This window comes from Amycolatopsis sp. cmx-11-51, assembly GCF_047608665.1.
Lineage (GTDB): Bacteria > Actinomycetota > Actinomycetes > Mycobacteriales > Pseudonocardiaceae > Amycolatopsis.
On the sequence record NZ_JADNQO010000002.1, the window covers coordinates 173,482 to 190,114 of the forward strand.

Consider the following 16,633-nt stretch of genomic DNA (forward strand, 5'->3'; position numbering starts at 1 on the left):
AGTTGCGTGACGGCGCCGAACGCTGACCTGAGCGAAACATCGGCGCCGTGGGCAGGCAACAACCGGCCGGGACCGTTGAGGCCATGGAGACCTACCGAGTCCGGCCCACCCAGGTTCATCCCGGTGAAGAGACGGCGACAGCGTCCGCCTGGCGGGTCAGGGTCCGCGTGGACGACCGGCCGGGCACCCTGGCCAGGATCGCGATCCGGCTGGCCGACCTCGAGTGCAACATCCTCGGGCTGTCGGTGCTCCCGGTTCCCGGCGGCGTGCTCGACGAGATCGTCCTGCGCCCGGCCGCCGGCCTGCCGCGGCAACTGCTCGTCGACACGCTCCGCGACGAAGGTTGCGAATGCTCAGCCGTCATCGACGCCGATCTGGCCGAACTGGTCGATCCTGCCACCGCGACGCTCGCCTCGGCCAAGAGAGCGGTCGAGGAGCCCGGTGGCCTCGCGGAGGTGCTCCGCGGGGTTCTCGCGGCCGACGTCGTCACGAAGGTCCCGTCGATCGAGGCGAACCCGGCCCGCACTGAGGGCGGGCACCGGGCGGTGTTCCCGGCAGGGGACGGCGTCGCGTTCGTCGCGCGCCGCCGGTGGTCGCCGTTCGTCGAACTGGAACTGAGCCGGGCCGTCGCGCTGATCGGCCTGATGACCGCCGTCCGTGACAACGTGACCGGGCCGATCGTGCTCGACCGGCCCGATGGTGTCGCGATCGTCCTGCGGAAGGGCGTTCCCGGTGACGCGGAGGCGGTGTCCGCGCTGCACCAGAGATGCTCGATGACGACGCTCTTCCACCGCTACCACACGGGGATGCGTGCCGTGCCGCGTCGCTGGCTGCACCGGCTGCTGATGCCGCCGCGCGGAGTGAGCCTGCTCGCGGTCTGCGGCCGTGACGTGATCGGTCTCGGCCAGTTGATCCCGTCGGCCAACGGCGGCGCGGCCGAAGTCTCACTCCTGGTCGAGGATTCCTGGCAGCGACAGGGCATCGGCACGGCCTTGCTGACCCGGCTCGCCGTCCTCGCCACCGCCACGGGGGAGCGCGAACTCGCCGCCGTGTGCCTGCCAGGCGACGACTCCCTCTGCCGCACCGCCGCCCGCGTGGGGCTCCGCCCCGAACGCGTCCCCGGCGACTCCGGCACCCTGCGCTTCGCTCTCGCCACCCCCCGCGTTTAGTCCTCTAGTTGCGGTAGTTCGCACCCCCAACTACCGCAACTAGAGGACTACTTGCGGTAGTTCGGAACGCGAACGATCGCAACTAGAGGACGAAACGCGGGGGAGGGGTCAGCGCTTCCAGAACCAGTCTTTGCCGCGGGCCTCGCCCAGTGCGCGCTTCTTGCGCTCGGTGGTGAGCCTGTCCAGATAGAGCTTGCCGTCGAGGTGGTCGATCTCGTGCTGCAGGCACTGCGCGAGCACGTCGACGCCGTCGACCTCGATCGGTTCGTTGCGCAGGTCGACGCCGCGCACCACGGCACGCTTCGCGCGGACGACCGGGAACCAGAGTTCCGGCACGGAAAGGCAGCCCTCGCCGATCTCGTGCGTCTCCTCGGACAGTTCGGCGATCTCCGGGTTGATCACGTACCCGGTCAGCCCTTCGACGTCGTAGCTGAACACCCGCAGGCCGACCCCGATCTGCGGTGCCGCGAGACCCGCGCGCCCGGCCGGTTTCACCCCGTCCATCAGGTCGGTGACCAGCGACTCGATCTTCTTGTCGAAGGTCGTGACCGGGTCGCATACGGTCTTGAGCACGGGATCCCCGAAGTAGCGCAGGTCGCGCATCACCATGTTCGAACGTCCTTCTCCGCTGGCTTGAGCGGCAATTCTAGGCCCGCAGGCGCAGCCCCTTCGGGGTCGCCCGGAATCCTGCCTCCTGAAGCACCGACGAAAGCTCCGAGGTGAGCGCCACCTCGCCGTCGGCCTTCTGCACCGCCAGCTGGCCCAGCCAGCCCTCCCGCACCGCCGCGGACAACGCTCGCGCGGCCGAACGCAAGGTCTCCTGATCCTCGGTGAAACTCAGCAGCGACCGGCCGCCGCGTTCGACGTACATCGCCGGGACACCGTCCACGAGCACCGCCAGCGCGCCCGCTTTCCTTGCCGGTCGGTGCTTCGTGTCGCCCGTCGCGGCAGGCCACGCCAACGCGGCGCCGTAAGGCTGCGCCGGGTCGGCGGCGGCGAGCACGACCGCCCCTTCCTGGGTGGTGCGCTGGTTCCCGGACTGCGCGCGCAGCCTGTCGACGGCGCCCTTCGCCGCGAACTGCGCGGCACCGAGCCCCTCGACCACGTAACCCCGGACGACCTGACCCGAGTCCTCCATCCCGCGCAAAACCTTGTAGATCCCGGAAAACCCGCCCGTCACCCGCTCGGTGTCGAGCGCACCCCTGGTGAGGACACCGTGCCGCTCCAGGAACGCCTCCGTCCGCGCCAGCGCGCGCCTGGTCGGATCCGCTTCACGTCCAGGGGTCAGTGCCCAGCGGCCCGCCACCGTCGGCGGACCGGTGCGCGACGGCATCGACGGCCGTCCGGCCCGGAGCCGCGCGTACCGGCCTCGAGGAGCTTGCCGCCGGGGTTTGTGCGCCGCGCCCGAACCGGAGACCTGCGCCCGCAGCGGGCCCAGCGTGTCACCGGTGACCAGCCCGGCCCACACCAGATCCCACAGCGCGGCAACGACTTCGCCGTCGTTGGGCGGGGTTTCGACCAACGGTGACGCCCGGTCCACGAGCTGGCGGAAGAACTGCGCCCCACCCTCCAAAGTGGACAGGATGGCCGCGTGGAGCGGGCCGGAAGGCAGATCGTCGTCGAGGTCGGGCAGCAGCAGATCGGCGACGTCCGTTGGCGCGAGCGCCAGCCAGCCGTCGCCACCGGACAGGGAACCGCAGCCGCACCAGGTGACCTCGCCCGCCGTGGTCAGTTCGTCGAGCAACGACGGTGTGTAGCCGGGCAGCCTGCTCGGCAGGATCAGCGACTCCACCGCGCTGGCCGGGAGCGGAGCGCCCGCCAGTTGCTCGACAACGGACAGCACGTCGTCCGCCGTCGGCGCGGACCGCACTCGCGCGCCGATGCCGTGCCAGGACGGCAGGAACCGGCCCAGTGCCGCCGGTTCGACCGGCTCGACCTCGGCCCGCAGCCGCGCCAGTGACGCCCGCCGGAGCCTGCGCAGCACCGACGCGTCGCAGAACTCCATGCCGACGCCGTGGGTCTCCGGATGCCCGACCGGGCTCAGCTCACCTCGGACCAGCCTGGCTTGCGAGGTCATTCTGTTGAGCGCATCGGTGACCACGGCCGTTCCCAGCCCGAAGCGTTCGGCGGCCTGCCGGGCGCTGAACGGACCACGGCTGCGGGAATAGCGGGAAAGCAGATCGCCGACAGGATCCTCGACGGGTTCGGTGAACGCCTCCGGCACGCCGACCGGCAGCGCCGTGCCCAGCGCGTCCCGCACCCGGCCGGCGTCCTCGATGGCGATGAACCGTTCGCCGCCGCCGATGCGGACCCGGATCACTCGCCGCGCCGACTCCAGTTCCTCCAGCCATTCCCGTTGGATGCCCCGGGCGGCGGCCTCCTCGATCGAGAGATCTCCGAGGAACCGCAACAGATCCGCGGCCTCCTCGGCGTTGCGGGCGTGCCTGTCGGGATCGAGCCGTTGCAACGAGCGCTCGACTTCGGCGACGACCTCGGCGTCGAGCAGCTCCCGGATCGCCTCGGTGCCGAGCAGTTCGGCCAGCAGCGTCGAATCGAGCGCCAGCGCCGCCGCGCGCCGTTCCGCGAGCGGGGCGTCCGTCTCGTACAGAAACATTCCGACGTAGCCGAACAGCAGGCTGCGCGCGAACGGCGACGCCGATGGCGTCTCGACCTCGACCAGCTTCACCTTCCGCGACCGGACGTCGGCCATCAGTTCGCGCAGCCCGCCGACGTCGTACACGTCCTGCAGTACTTCCCGCATCGCTTCCAGCACCACGGGGAACCGCTCGTACTTGGCCGCCACCGAAAGCAGTTGCGACGCGCGCTGCCGTTGCTGCCACAGCGGGGTGCGACGGCGCGGATCCCGGCGGGGGAGCAGCAGCGACCGCGCCGCGCATTCCCGGAACCGCGCGGCGAACACCGCCGAGCCGCCGACCTCGGCGACGATCAGCTGCTCGACCTCCTCCGGATCGAGCAGCACGTCGTCGACGCCGATGGTGATTTCCGAGCCCTCGGAGTCCAAAGCCTCCGGCAGCCGCAGCACGATGCCGTCGTCGGCATGCGCCACCTGCGCGTCGACCCCGCGGTTCTCCCGCAGCCGGGCCGCGATCGCGAGCGCCCACGGCGCGTTCACCTGGGCGCCGAACGGGGAGTGCAGGATGACCCGCCAGTCGCCCAGTTCGTCGCGGAACCGTTCCAGCAGCACGGTCTTGTCGTTCGGGACGTGCCGCGTGGCCGACTTCTGCTCTTCCAGATACCCCAGCAGGTTGTCGCACGCGTACTCGTCCAGCCCGGCGACGGCCGCGCGTTCCCTGGCCGCGGCGGGGTCCGAAGTGGACAGTTCGCGGACGAACGCGCCCAGCGCCCGCCCCAGTTCCAGCGGACGGCCAGGGGCGTCGCCCTTCCAGAACGGCATCCGCGCGGGCTCGCCCGGCGCGGGCACCACGATCACCCGGTCGTGGGTGATGTCGGTGACCCGCCAGGAAGAGGTGCCGAGCAAAATCGTGTCCCCGACGCGGGATTCGTAGACCATCTCCTCATCGAGTTCGCCCACGCGCGACCCGGGTTTGCCGTCGCTACCCGGCGTCATCACGGTGAACAGGCCGCGGTCGGGGATCGTGCCGCCGGAGGTCACCGCCAGCCGCTGCGAACCGGGACGGCCGTGCAGTTCGCCGCTGACCCTGTCCCAGGTGATCCGGGCGCGCAGTTCGCCGAACTCCTCGCTCGGATACCGGCCGGAGAGCATGTCGAGCACCGCGAGCAGCGCGTCGTCCGGCAGGGAGGCGAACGGCGCCGCGCGGCGGGCGAGGGTGGCCAGTTCGTCGACCGTCCACGATTCGAGCGCCACCATCGCCACGATCTGCTGCGCGAGCACGTCCAGCGGGTTTCGCGGGTATCGCACCGCTTCGATCGCCCCGGACGCCATCCGTTCCGCGACCACCGCGCACGAGACGAGGTCGCCACGGAACTTCGGGAACATCACCCCGGTCGACACCGCGCCGACCTGGTGCCCGGCCCGGCCGACCCGTTGCAGCCCCGAGGCCACCGTCGGCGGCGCCTCGATCTGCACGACGAGATCGACCGCGCCCATGTCGATGCCCAGTTCCAGCGAGGACGTCGCGACGACGCAGGCGAGGCGGCCCGTCTTGAGTTCCTCTTCGACGTGGGTGCGCTGCTCCCGGGACATCGATCCGTGGTGCGCCCGCGCGATCACCGGCGCCGCGCCCGTGGTGAGCCCGGACTGGCCGATCGCTTCGGCCGGATACCGCTGGTCCGGCTCCAGTTCGGTCTGTTCCGCGACGAGTTCGTTGAGCCGCGCCGTCATCCGCTCGGTGAGCCGCCGCGAATTGACGAACACGATCGTCGATCGATGCGCCTGGATCAGTTCGAGGACCCGCTCCTCCACGGCGGGCCAGATGGACGGCCTTCGCGGTGTGCCGTCGATCTCCTCCAGCGAGCCGGGCAACCGGGCGAGGCCCGCGTCGAGGTCCTCGTTCTGCTTCGGCCCCTGTGGACCGTCGAGATTGGACATGTCCTCGACCGGGACCTCGACGCGGACTTCGATCGTCTTCGCGAGCTTCGGCTGGACGATGGTGACCGGCCTGCCGCCGGCGAGGAACGAGGCGACCTCGTCGATCGGCCGGACCGTCGCCGACAGCCCGATCCGCTGGGCGGGTTTCTCTAGGAGCGCGTCGAGCCGCTCCAGTGACAAGGCCAGATGCGCGCCGCGTTTACCGCCAGCGACCGCGTGCACCTCGTCGATGATCACCGTCTCCACGCCGCGCAGCGAATCGCGCGCGGAGGAGGTGAGGATGAGGAACAGTGACTCCGGCGTGGTGACCAGCACATCTGGTGGCGTCTTGCCGAAGGAACGGCGCTCGGCCGCGGTGGTGTCGCCGGTGCGCATGCCGACGCCGATGTCCGGCACCGGCAGTCCCAGCCGCCGTGAAGCCTGTGAGATACCCGCCAGCGGGGCCCGCAGGTTGCGCTGGACGTCGACAGCCAGCGCCTTGAGCGGCGAGACATAGAGGACGCGGCAGCGCTTCCGCGGCTCGTCAGGCGGCGGCTCGACCGACAGCCTGTCCAGCGCCCAGAGGAACGCCGACAGTGTCTTACCGGACCCCGTCGGAGCCACGACCAGGGCGTGTTCCCTCGCGTACGCGGCACGCCACGCCCCCTCCTGCGCGCGGGTGGGCGCGGCGAAGGCCCCGGTGAACCAGTCCCTGGTCGCGGGGGAGAAGAGGTCGAGTACGTCTGCCACGCCCTCCATAGTGCGCCCGGCCACCGACAGTTTCGCTCGGCGCCTGTGACACGGCACCCGGTCGGGGAGGAGTTCGGCGGGTTCCGCACGTACGGTGACCTCGCTCATGGGAGCATCACCGCCAGCGCGGCCGGATCGGTACTGGGGCGGCCGCCGTTCGTCTGTGAAGGGGAAAGAGCTGTGCGGATCCTGTCGGTGGACCTCGGTACGTCCAACACCGTGGCCGTGCTTTCGGCACACGGAAGGCCGCCGCGGGTGGTCGAGGTCGACGGTTCGGCCAACATGCCATCCGCGGTGTTCGCCACCGAGGACGGCACGATCATGGTCGGCCGCGACGCCGAACGCCGTGCCCGCCTCGACCCGACCCGCTTCGAGCCCAACCCCAAGCGCCGCATCGACGAGCAGACGCTCCTGCTGGGCACCGACGTCATCCCCGTCACCGAGGTGCTGGCCGCGATCCTGCGCCGCGTCCTCGACGAGACCACCCGCCAGCTCGGCGGCGAACTGCCCGAGGAGGTCCGGCTCACCCACCCCGCGCAGTGGGGCCAGACCCGCCGCAACGTGCTCCTGTCCGCCGCCCGGCTCGCCGGGATGGGCGGCAACCTGGTGCTCGTGCCCGAGCCCGTCGCCGCCGCCGCGCACTTCGCGTCGTTCCCCGGCAAGACGCTCGCGCCCGGGCAGGCGCTCGCCGTGTACGACCTCGGCGCCGGCACCTTCGACGTCGCCATCGTCGGCGCGACCCCGAACGGTGGCTTCACCGTCGTCGCCGAAGACGGCCTTCCCGACCTCGGCGGCCTCGACGTCGACCAAGCGCTGCTGGTGCACGTCGGCCGTGAGGTCTCGCACAAGGATCCTCAGCGCTGGCAGCGGGTTCTGCGGCCGGAGTCCACTCCGGACCGTCGTACGCGGCGCGCGCTGCAGGAGGACGTGAAGGCGGCGAAGGAGGCCCTTTCCCGGCACCCGCAGACCGAGGTCCCGATGCCGGAGCCGTTCGAGGACGTGCTCGTCACCCGTGGCGAACTCGAGGCACTGGTGCGGCCGTCGATGCTGCGCAGTGTCGAGCTGATGTCACGGGTGGTCCGCTCGGCGGGGATGACCCCTGACCGGCTCGCCGGTATCTACCTCGTCGGCGGTTCGAGCAGGCTTCCGCTGGTCGGCAGCCTGATCGCGGAGAAGCTCGGCGTCGTCCCCGGCAGCCTCGACCAGCCGGAGACCGCGGTCGCGCTCGGCGCGCAGCACGTCGCCTCCGACGGCATCAGCAGTCGTACTCAGGGTGTCGAAGGGCAGGTCGCGGCCGGAACCGGCGCGTACCAGGTCGGCCCCGGCGCCTCGGGTCCGTACGCGCCGCCGCAGCAGGTCGCGTCGATCCCCGGTTACCAGAACGGCGGACCCGGCCAGTCCGGCGGTTTCCCGCAGTCGGGCTACCCCAACAGCGGCCCGCAGCAGGTGCAGCAGCAGCCCGCGCCGACGAACTTCCCGACGTACTCCTTGGCCGGGCAGGCCACCGATGACAAGGCGCCCGCGAGCAAGAAGAAGCCGCTCGTCATCGGCGCCATCGCGGCCGTCGTCGTGCTGATCGCCGCCGGGCTCGTGTACTTCCTGACGTCCTCGTCGGTGACCACCTACACGGCGAGCGACTGCAAGACGCCCAGCGCGGCCGACGACAAGGGCCTCACCGGCTGCCTGCGCCAGCTAGCCGGGAAGATCGCCGACACCGGCGACTGCAAACCCGGGATGGGCAACGGACCGGCGAAACCGGCCGAGGAGCTCGGCGTGACGTCGACCTGCTCCGCGCCGGGCCGCGCCGGAACCCAGGTGACCTATCTGCAGAGCGACTCCGCGGAGAAGCTCAAGGCCTACACCGACGGGCTGCTCAAGTCGGCGGGCGGGGATCGCACCGAGGCCAAATGGGCGGGTAACGCCCTGGAAGGCCAGTACTCCTCGGCCGCCGGGCGGAACGCGGCCGTCCTCGTGTTCACCGTCACCGACCGGCCGCTGGTCGGTTTCATCTACCAGGTCCCGGCCGAAGGACAGAACCCGACGCCGGGCGAACTGGCCGACTACTTCGAAAAGAGCGTCCAGCCGGGCGAGTAGATAGCGGCTTCACGTGTTTCGGAAGGTGGATCTCGTCGGGCGGCCGCGACCGAGGTCGCCTGCGCTAAGTGACGTGAAGGGGCCTTTTCCCGCGTGTGATGCGGGGAAAGTTCCCTTCGTCCCGGTGACCTGCTGGTCTTTGAGCGGGTAGGTCGCGGTGGCGCGTTTGGTGATCGGCGGGGTGAGTGAGGCTCAACCGCGTGAAGGGGCCTTCACGCGTTCCGAGCCGAAGGCCGGTCTAGACTTCCCCCGATGCGTATCACGGTCTTCCGGCGGCTCATGGCCGACGAATTCGGTCCCGGACGTGCGGAAACCCTCTCCAGGGATCACGTCTTCGGCGAACTCGGGGGACAGACCGTCGAGCAGGCCCTCGACGCGGGAATCTCGGCCAAGGACGTCTGGCGGGCGGTCTGCGACGCCTTCGAGGTGCCGTCGGAGCGGCGCTGACCTCGGCGAAGGGCAAGAAAGTCTAGCGCAAGGCGTGTCGGTCACGGTCTCGAACACACGTTCGTCTAGGGTGTTGTCCACAACGGGGTCAGCGATCCACAGCTTGGGCGCGAGGCCTGGAATTGTCGGTGGTCGCCCGTAGCGTCGGACCCGACAGCTCAGAACAGAACAAGCCCTACCCGGCTCAACAAACGAGGTGGACTCCATGGCACCAGCAGCACCCGACAAGGACAAGGCGCTCGAACTGGCCCTGGCCCAGATCGACAAGCAGTACGGCAAGGGCTCGGTCATGCGCCTCGGCGAAGAGGGCCGTGCCCCGATCGCCGTCATCCCCACCGGTGCCATCGCGCTCGACGTCGCGCTCGGGATCGGAGGCCTGCCTCGCGGCCGGGTCATCGAGATCTACGGTCCGGAGTCCTCCGGTAAGACCACCGTCGCGCTGCACGCGGTCGCCAACGCGCAGAGGAACGGCGGCATCGCCGCGTTCATCGACGCGGAGCACGCGCTGGACCCGGAGTACGCCAAGAAGCTCGGCGTCGACACCGACGCGCTGCTGGTCTCCCAGCCGGACACCGGTGAGCAGGCGCTCGAGATCGCGGACATGCTGATCCGCTCCGGCGCGCTCGACATCCTGGTCATCGACTCGGTCGCCGCACTCGTGCCGCGCGCCGAGATCGAGGGCGAGATGGGCGACAGCCACGTCGGTCTCCAGGCCCGGCTGATGAGCCAGGCGCTGCGGAAGATGACCGGTGCGATGAGCAATTCCGGCACCACCGCGATCTTCATCAACCAGCTGCGCGAGAAGATCGGCGTCATGTTCGGCTCCCCGGAGACCACGACCGGTGGTAAGGCGCTGAAGTTCTACGCGTCGGTCCGCTTGGACGTCCGCCGGATCGAAACGTTGAAGGACGGCGGCGAGCCCGTCGGTAACCGCACCCGCGTCAAGGTCGTGAAGAACAAGGTCGCCCCGCCCTTCAAGCAGGCCGAGTTCGACATCCTCTACGGCAAGGGTATCTCCCGTGAGGGTTCGTTGATCGACATGGGTGTCGACCAGGGCATCCTGCGCAAGTCCGGTGCTTGGTACACCTACGAGGGCGACCAGTTGGGCCAGGGCAAGGAAAACGCCCGCAAGTTCCTGCTGGACAACCCGGACATCGCCAACGAGATCGAGAAGCGCATCAAGGAGAAGCTCGGTATCGGCGCCGTCGTCGACGCCGAAGCCGCCCCGGCGCCGGTCGACTTCTAAGGAGAGTGGGTTTGCGAGCGCCCAAGGTGGATCCGGCGGAGCTGCCGCCGGACGAGCGGAGGAAGAAGGCCAAGGAGATCTGCTTCGATCTCCTGGCCGCGCGCCCGCGCTCCACGGATGAACTACGTCAGGCTCTCAAACGCAAGGGCTTCGACGAGGAGACGACGGAGTCCCTGCTCGGTAAGCTGGACCAGGCAGGGCTCATCAACGACGCCGAGTTCGCCGAGATGTGGGTTCGGTCCCGTCATGCCAACATGGGTCTGTCGCGGAATGCCCTCGTGACCGAACTCAAACGCAAAGGAATCGATGGGGATATCGCCGTCCAGGCCGCCGACGAGGTGGACCGAGAGGCAGAGGAGCAGCGGGCCCGAGAGCTGGTACGGAAGCGCATGCGCTCCTTGGGCAACGTTGACGAGCAGACGGCGATCCGTCGCTTGCTGGGCTTCCTCGCCCGCAAGGGCTATCCCCAGGGGCTGGCCTACACCGTGATCCGTGACGAACTCCGCGAGTTCGGCGCCGAAGCGGCACTGCTGGACGACGCCGCCCTCGACTGAATCACTCGATACCCGAGTCACCCTTCACCTGAGCTGCTCACCGGCCGGGCGGGCCACTTGCCCGCCGGTCGGTGTTTTGCTGTCCGATCGAGGATCTGACCAGCGTCGAGGTGACCGATCAGGAATCGAGAAGCACCGGACGCCCGCTCGGAAATAGCTTTACCGGCATGAACCTCATCGACGCCATCACCCTCGAAGTGGCCGACACCGCGGCCGCCGAACGCTTCTACGCCACCGCCTTCGGGCTCGGCACCCAGCTTCGCCTGCGGACCGCGCAAGAGCCGACCAGCGGCTTCCGCGGCTACACCCTGTCCCTCACGGTGTCCCAGCCCGCCAACGTCGACGCCCTGATCGAAACCGCGCTCGCCGCCGGTGCGACGGCGATCAAACCCGCCGCGAAATCGATGTGGGGTTACGGCGGCGTCGTCCAGGCCCCGGACGGTGCCCTCTGGAAGATCGCCACCTCGGCGAAGAAGAACACCGGACCCGCCTCCCGCGAGATCGACGACATCGTGCTCCTGCTGGGCGTCGCCGACGTGGCCGCGAGCAAGAAGTTCTACGTCGAGCACGGCCTCACCGTAGGGAAGAGCTTCGGCCGCGTGTACGTCGAGTTCGAATCCGGCTCGAGCCCGGTCAAGCTGGCGCTGTACCGGCGCAAGGCCCTGGCCAAGGACGCCGGCGTCACCCCGGAAGGCACCGGCTCGCACCGCATCGCGATCTGCGGCGCCGCCCCGTGCACCGACCTGGACGGGTTCGCCTGGGAGACCTCCGCTCTCGCCGCCCAGTCCTGATGTGCCGCTACCGGATGCCCCCGCTCGTCGCCTACCAGGGAGAAAACACCATGAGCGTCACGTACGAAGGATTCACGGCCGAAGAAAAGGCCGCGATGAAAGAACACGCCCAGGACATGAGGAAGGCCGCGCGCCGCGGTTCGAGCGCCGGCAAAGCCGCGGCGGCGGAGCGGGACGTGGTCGCGAAGATCGCCGAGATGTCCGACGAGGACCGGCTATTGGCCGAGCGGGTCCACGCCATCGTGAAGGCCAACGCCCCGATGCTCGCGCCGAAGCTCTGGTACGGCCAGCCCGCCTACGCGCTGGACGGCAAGATCGTCTGCTTCTTCCAGGGGGCGGCCAAGTTCAAGACGCGTTACGCGACTCTTGGTTTCAACGAAGAGGCCCAGCTGGACGACGGTGCGATGTGGGCGACCAGTTTCGCCTTGGTCAAGATGACGGCCGCGGTGGAGAAGCGCATCGCCGCCCTGGTGAAGCAGGCCGTGAGCTGAGCCGCGGATGAACTTCGGTCCGGAGCCGGATATCGGCGCCGCGTCCGAACACGACACCTTTGCCGGACACCTCAATTGCCCGAATCACAGGCCGGAGTGCGAGTGGCAAGTCACTTTAACGCTCGATTGGCCACTCCCCGCCCACCGGACGGCACCTAGGCTCGGGTGATCACTGGGAGGACCACATGATCACCATCGCTCCACTAGAGCCCGAAGACCGCGAAGCCTGGGAGGACCTGTTCCGCGCCTACATCGCCTTCTATGAACGTGTCTCGCCCCAAGAGATCTACGACCGCGCTTGGCGAGAGTTCCGCGAGGGGAACCGGATGCACGCGCTCGGCGCCCACCTCGACGGAAAACTGGTCGGAATCACGCACTTCCTGGTGCACCCCAGCACTTCCGCGCTCACCGACGTCTGCTACCTGCAGGACCTGTTCACCGTGCCGGAAGCCCGGGGCAAAGGCGTCGCGCGAGCACTGATCGACGCGGTGGCGAACTGGGCGCGGATCCGTGATTGCGACAGGGTCTATTGGCACACCAAGGAATCCAACGCCACCGCGCGCCGCCTGTACGACCAGGTCGCGGTCAACCGGGGTTTCATCCAGTACCAGCTCCCGCTCTGAACGCCGTGAAGGCCACCGCCGAAACGGTGGCCTTCACAGAGCGGGTCAGAGCTTCGACGCCTCCGCGGCGAAAGCCTCGATCTTCCCGAAGTCCTTGGCCGCCAAAGCATTCTTCGGCGTCAGCCACGAGCCACCGATGCAGCCCACATTGGACAGTGCGAGGTAGTCCGGCGCGGTCTGCACGGTGATCCCGCCGGTCGGGCAGAAGCGCAGCCCGGGCAGCGGACCGCCGATCGACTTCAGGTACGCCACCCCGCCGCTGGCCTCGGCGGGAAAGAACTTCAGCGCCGTCAGCCCGCGTTCGGCCAGCCGCATCGCCTCCGAAACCGTGCTCGCTCCCGGAAGGAACGGCAGGCCGGTGTCGAACGCGGCGTCCAGGACCGAGTCCGTGCAGCCAGGGGTCACCAGGAACTTCGCGCCGGCGTCGGCGGCCTGCTTGGCGTGCTCCGGAGCGGTGACCGTCCCGGCGCCGATCACGATCTCCGGGACCTCCGCGGCGATCCGCTCGATGGAGGCGAGCGCCGCCGGGGTGCGCAGGGTCAGCTCGATCACGCCGATCCCGCCCGCGAGCAGTGCCCGCGCGGTGGGTACCGCGTCGGCGGCGTCGTCGAGTACGACGACGGGCATCACGGGGGACAGGCCGAGCAGGTCGGCGCCGGTGGTCACTGGGTTACCTCCACAGGGGTCAACGTGTGCGCCGGAGCGCCGAAGTGTTCCGGCGTGAGCGGTCCGAACACGCTCGCGCCCTGATCGGCGGGGCCGACCGCGCGGCGCAGCGCCGCGAACAGCTCCCGGCCGGTGCCGGTCCAGGATGCCTCCGAAGGCGGGGAGTCCACCAGTTCACGGCGGGCGAGTTCTTCGTCACCCACGAAGACGTCCAGCGTCCCGGCCTTGGCGTCGAGGCGGATGGTGTCGCCGTCGGCGATCCGCGCGATCGGGCCGCCCACAGCGGCTTCCGGGGTCACTTGGATCGCCGCCGGGATCTTGCCGGACGCGCCGGACATCCGGCCGTCGGTGAGCAACGCCACCTGGTGCCCGCGATCCATCAGCACCCCCAGCGCCGGTGTGAGCCCGTGCAGTTCCGGCATCCCGTTGGCCTGCGGGCCCTGCTGCCGGATGACCACGACGACGTCGCGGTCCAGCTCGCCCGCCTCGAAAGCGTCCTTGAAGGACTTCTGGTCGGTGAACACCCGTGCCGGGGCCTGGACGATCCGGTGCTCCGGAGCCACCGCGGACACCTTGATCACCGCGCGGCCGAGGTTGCCCGCGACCATCCGCAGCCCGCCGTCGGCCGCGAACGGCCGCCATGCGGGACGCAGGACGTTCTCGTCGAGGCTGCGCGTCGGGACGTCGCGCCAGACCAGTTCGCCCTCGGACAAAATCGGCTCCTGTCGGTAGCGGTGCAGGCCCGGTCCGGCGACGGTCTGGACGTCCTCGTGCAGCAGGCCCGCGTCGAGCAGCGTGCCGACCAGGAACTGGATGCCTCCGGCGGCGTGGAAGTGGTTGATGTCCGCGCTGCCGTTCGGGTACACCCGCGCCAGCAGCGGGATCACCGGCGACAGGTCGGAGAAGTCGTCCCAGGTCAGCTGGATGCCCGCGGCCGCGGCGATCGCGACGAGGTGCATCGTGTGGTTGGTCGAACCACCCGTGGCGAGCAGCGCGATGACGCCGTTGACGACGGCCTTCTCGTCGATCACCCGAGATACCGGCGTGTACTCCTCGCCGCGCGAAAGCTTCACCACGCGGCGCCCGGCCTCTTCGGTCAGCGCCTTCCGCAGCGGCGAGTTCGGCTGCACGAAGCTGGCGCCCGGCAGGTGCAGGCCCATCACCTCGACGACCATCTGGTTCGAGTTGGCGGTGCCGTAGAACGTGCACGTTCCCGCCGAGTGGTACGAAGCCGCTTCGGCGTCCAGCAGGTCTTCGCGGGTCGCCTTGCCCTCGGCGTAGAGCTGGCGCACACGCGCCTTCTCCTTGTTCGGCAGACCGGAGTTCATCGGCCCGGCCGGTACCAAAATCGCCGGGAGGTGCCCGAAGGACAGTGCGCCGATCAGCAGGCCCGGCACGATCTTGTCGCAGACGCCGAGCAGCAGCGCCGCGTCGAACATGTCGTGGGACAGCGCGATCGCGGTCGACATCGCGATGACCTCGCGGCTGAACAGCGACAGCTCCATCCCCGGGCGGCCCTGGGTGACGCCGTCGCACATCGCGGGCACGCCGCCGGCGAACTGGGCCACCCCGCCGGCCTGCCGGACCGAACCTTTCAGCATCGCGGGGTACTCCTGCATCGGCTGGTGCGCCGAAAGCATGTCGTTGTAGGACGAGACGATCGCGACGCCCGGAACCCGCACGGCGCGCAGTGCCGCTTTGTCGACACCCTCCATCGCGGCGAATCCGTGGGCGAGGTTGCTGCAGTCGAGTCCGCGTCGCATCGGACCTTCTTCGTGGGCGGCCGCCGCACGTTGGAGGTGCGCGGCGCGGGTCTCTGCGCTGCGGGCGACGACGCGTTCGGTGACTTCGGCGACGATGGGGTGGACGTTCGGGGCGGTGCTCATTGTCCGGCTCCGGATCACTGGTCGTGGTGGTCCGCGGGACGGCAACGCTGACGCCGCTGGGTCGTGACAGTGGCCACAGTACCTCGGCGGAAAGCGCGGATCAAAATCGATACAGAAGGTCGACTCGCGTGACCTCCGTCACCCCCCTAGGTTCTACTGTGCTACTTGTCACATTGCACAACGCGCGGCAGAGTCGAGACAGCGAGGATCGCTTGCCTTCGAAGACTCAAGCGGCCAACCGAACCGACCATCGGGAGGTACCGATGTCCACCACAGAGATCGCCGAGCTTCGGCGAGCCATCGGTCAATTGAGGCAGTGCGTCGGCGCGCTGCGGTCCCGATACGGCGACGCGTCGGCGGTACAACGCCTGGCGAACGACGTGGAGCGACTCGACATCGACGCGACCGATCTCGACACGACCCCGAACGCGGTGCCCGCGCAAGCGAAGGCCGCCGACCGTGTCCAAATACCCGATACGCCCTACGACCCGGCGCTCTGGCACGGCGCCGATGACGAAGGCGTCGGCGGCTACAAGCGCGACCAGCGGTGAGCGCCCCCGCCGGCAAAAAGGCCGGACGGGGTACGGGGGTCCACGCACCGTCGCGGGCCCGGATCGCCGAACGAACGCTGCGCACCGACCGGTGGTGGCTCTCCCCGCTGCTGACCGTCCTCGGCCTTTCCACCTTCATCATCTACGCGACGATCAGGGCTTTCGTCCGCACCGCGTACTGGGTGCCGGAATACCACTACCTGACGCCGTTCTATTCGCCCTGTGTCTCGGAATCCTGTGTCGAAGGCTCCCGGCATTTCGGGACATGGTTCGGCGAACTGCCGGGCTTCATCCCGCTCGGCTTCCTGGTTCTGCCGTTTCTGCTGGGCTTCCGGCTGACCTGCTACTACTACCGCAAGGCCTACTACCGGGCCGTCTGGTTCTCGCCGCCGGCCTGCGCGGTCGCCGAACCGCACGCGAAGTACACCGGTGAGACCCGGTTGCCGCTGATCATCCAGAACGTCCATCGCTACTTCTTCTACGTGGCCGTGGTCGTCTCGCTGATCAACACCTACGACGCGATCACCGCGTTCCACGGCGAGACGGGCGGGTTCGGTTTCGGGCTCGGCAACATCGTGCTGCTCGGCAACGTGGTCCTGTTGTGGGCTTACACGCTGTCGTGCCACTCGTGCCGTCACGTGACCGGCGGCAGGCTCAAACACTTCTCGAAACATCCGGTCCGCTACTGGATCTGGACACAGATCACGAAACTCAACACCCGGCACATGGCGCTGGCGTGGACGACACTCGGCACGCTCGTGCTGACCGACCTCTACGTGATGCTCGTGGCCAGCGGCGCGATCTCGGATCTGCGGTTCATCAACTAGCGGCGCGGGCAGCTCCCGTCCCCGGCGA

General features: G+C 69.2%; 14 protein-coding genes. 10 read left to right on the forward strand and 4 right to left on the reverse strand.

Annotated features, from left to right (window positions below; all coding sequences use genetic code 11):
- Nucleotides 1-83: 83 nt before the first annotated feature.
- A complete protein-coding gene (locus ACM6LU_RS09670) occupies nt 84-1,169 on the forward strand; it encodes a GNAT family N-acetyltransferase (RefSeq protein ID WP_414937292.1) in 1,086 nt (361 codons plus the stop codon).
- A 108-nt stretch (nt 1,170-1,277) separates the two neighbouring features.
- Here the strand turns inward: ACM6LU_RS09670 and def are convergent, their stop codons facing one another.
- On the reverse strand, nt 1,278-1,778 hold the full coding sequence (gene def / locus ACM6LU_RS09675; protein WP_414937293.1) for a peptide deformylase: 501 nt from the start codon (nt 1,776-1,778) through the stop codon (nt 1,278-1,280).
- Nucleotides 1,779-1,815: 37 nt separating this feature from the next.
- On the reverse strand, nt 1,816-6,438 hold the full coding sequence (locus ACM6LU_RS09680; protein ID WP_414937935.1) for an ATP-dependent helicase: 4,623 nt from the start codon (nt 6,436-6,438) through the stop codon (nt 1,816-1,818).
- A 171-nt stretch (nt 6,439-6,609) separates the two neighbouring features.
- Between ACM6LU_RS09680 and ACM6LU_RS09685 the strand changes: the two genes are divergently transcribed.
- From ACM6LU_RS09685 to ACM6LU_RS09715, 7 genes are all read left to right on the forward strand, one after another.
- Complete coding sequence (locus ACM6LU_RS09685) at nt 6,610-8,523, forward strand: Hsp70 family protein (RefSeq protein WP_414937936.1); 1,914 nt, start codon at nt 6,610-6,612, stop codon at nt 8,521-8,523.
- Nucleotides 8,524-8,775: 252 nt separating this feature from the next.
- On the forward strand, nt 8,776-8,970 hold the full coding sequence (locus ACM6LU_RS09690; RefSeq protein ID WP_414937294.1) for a DUF3046 domain-containing protein: 195 nt from the start codon (nt 8,776-8,778) through the stop codon (nt 8,968-8,970).
- Nucleotides 8,971-9,175: 205 nt separating this feature from the next.
- Nucleotides 9,176-10,216 (forward strand): recombinase RecA, encoded by a 1,041-nt coding sequence (gene recA / locus ACM6LU_RS09695; RefSeq protein ID WP_414937295.1) that lies wholly within the window; start codon nt 9,176-9,178, stop codon nt 10,214-10,216.
- A 26-nt stretch (nt 10,217-10,242) separates the two neighbouring features.
- Complete coding sequence (locus tag ACM6LU_RS09700) at nt 10,243-10,770, forward strand: regulatory protein RecX (protein WP_414937938.1); 528 nt, start codon at nt 10,243-10,245, stop codon at nt 10,768-10,770.
- Nucleotides 10,771-10,937: 167 nt separating this feature from the next.
- Nucleotides 10,938-11,561 carry a glyoxalase gene (locus ACM6LU_RS09705; protein WP_414937296.1) on the forward strand — a complete coding sequence of 208 codons (624 nt, stop codon included), beginning with the start codon at nt 10,938-10,940 and terminating at the stop codon, nt 11,559-11,561.
- A 50-nt stretch (nt 11,562-11,611) separates the two neighbouring features.
- The gene (locus ACM6LU_RS09710) at nt 11,612-12,052 is read left to right on the forward strand and encodes an iron chaperone (RefSeq protein WP_414937297.1); all 441 of its coding nucleotides are present in this window, start codon (nt 11,612-11,614) and stop codon (nt 12,050-12,052) included.
- A 185-nt stretch (nt 12,053-12,237) separates the two neighbouring features.
- The gene (locus tag ACM6LU_RS09715; RefSeq protein ID WP_414937298.1) at nt 12,238-12,675 is read left to right on the forward strand and encodes a GNAT family N-acetyltransferase; all 438 of its coding nucleotides are present in this window, start codon (nt 12,238-12,240) and stop codon (nt 12,673-12,675) included.
- Nucleotides 12,676-12,720: 45 nt separating this feature from the next.
- Here the strand turns inward: ACM6LU_RS09715 and eda are convergent, their stop codons facing one another.
- Nucleotides 12,721-13,341 carry a bifunctional 4-hydroxy-2-oxoglutarate aldolase/2-dehydro-3-deoxy-phosphogluconate aldolase gene (gene eda, locus ACM6LU_RS09720; protein ID WP_414937299.1) on the reverse strand — a complete coding sequence of 207 codons (621 nt, stop codon included), beginning with the start codon at nt 13,339-13,341 and terminating at the stop codon, nt 12,721-12,723.
- The gene (gene edd / locus ACM6LU_RS09725; protein WP_414937300.1) at nt 13,338-15,227 is read right to left on the reverse strand and encodes a phosphogluconate dehydratase; all 1,890 of its coding nucleotides are present in this window, start codon (nt 15,225-15,227) and stop codon (nt 13,338-13,340) included. Before edd ends, eda begins: the two co-directional genes overlap by 4 nt.
- 263 nt (nt 15,228-15,490) lie before the next feature.
- Here edd and ACM6LU_RS09730 point away from each other — a divergent pair, with 263 nt between their 5' ends.
- Together ACM6LU_RS09730 and ACM6LU_RS09735 are read left to right on the forward strand one after the other, a co-directional pair.
- Entirely contained in the window at nt 15,491-15,778 is a 288-nt protein-coding gene (locus tag ACM6LU_RS09730) for a hypothetical protein (RefSeq protein ID WP_101606383.1), read from the forward strand.
- Nucleotides 15,775-16,605, forward strand: coding sequence for a hypothetical protein (locus ACM6LU_RS09735; protein WP_414937301.1), 831 nt, complete (start codon nt 15,775-15,777; stop codon nt 16,603-16,605). Before ACM6LU_RS09730 ends, ACM6LU_RS09735 begins: the two co-directional genes overlap by 4 nt.
- Nucleotides 16,606-16,633 lie beyond the last annotated feature (28 nt).